The sequence below is a fragment of the Thermodesulfobacteriota bacterium genome (assembly GCA_031082315.1).
In the GTDB taxonomy this organism is placed as follows: Bacteria; Desulfobacterota; QYQD01; order QYQD01; family QYQD01; genus QYQD01.
This window is the reverse complement of sequence record JAVHLC010000039.1, coordinates 1-783: the sequence shown is the minus strand read 5'-3', so window position 1 is coordinate 783 and position 783 is coordinate 1. Positions and strand designations below refer to the sequence as shown.

Below are 783 nucleotides of genomic sequence, written 5' to 3'. Positions count from 1 at the left end.
ACCCAAAATGGCATTATCTTGCAGTAACCTAGTATTTTCTTACTCGTGGAGGAATGAGCATGGATAGGAAGAGAATGGCCTTTTGCCCTTCGATTTGCCCGGGCATCGAATGTGAGGCCAGTAATGAAGTCCTTGAATTTGCCGGCCAGAAAGGGGTTAACACTTTTGTCCAGAGAATAGAGGGCAGGGGTCTGGACCGATGCCAGTTCGGAGCAGGAGGCACTTGTTGCCGCAACTGTTCTATGGGGCCTTGTATGATGATCGAAGGTGTCCCGGAGTCTATAGGGATTTGTGGAGCCACGCCCGCGACTACAGCGGCTCGTAATTTCTGTCGTATGATCGCCGCCGGTGCTGCCGCCCATATTGACCATGGGCGGGAGACCGTCATGGGGTTTCTGGCGGCAGCCAAAGGAGAAGCGCCCTATGAGATAAAGGATGAGAGGAAACTCCTTTCCACCGCTCAACTCTTTGAGATCAAGACCGAGGGGCGAAGCATAAAGGATATTGCCATTGAACTGGGTGAAAAGGCCTTGGCCGAGTTTGGCAAACAGGAAGGCGGGCTGACCTTTATAAAGCGTGCTCCGGCCAAAAGACAGGAAATTTGGAAAAAGCTTGGTATCTTGCCGCGTGGAATCGATCGTGAAGTTACCGAAATGATGCACCGCACCCATATGGGAACGGATCAGGACTATGAAAATCTGATCCTGCAAGGTAGCCGCTGCGCCTTGGCTGATGGCTGGGGCGCGTCCATGATTTCTACGGAACTCCAGGACATTCTTTTTG

At 52.1% G+C, this 783-nt stretch carries 1 protein-coding gene; it reads left to right on the top strand.

Annotation, left to right across the window (positions count from 1 at the left end; genetic code table 11):
- Positions 1–59 precede the first annotated feature (59 nt).
- The coding region (locus RDU59_12955; GenBank protein MDQ7839388.1) for a carbon monoxide dehydrogenase at positions 60–783 on the top strand (724 nt) is incomplete at its 3' end.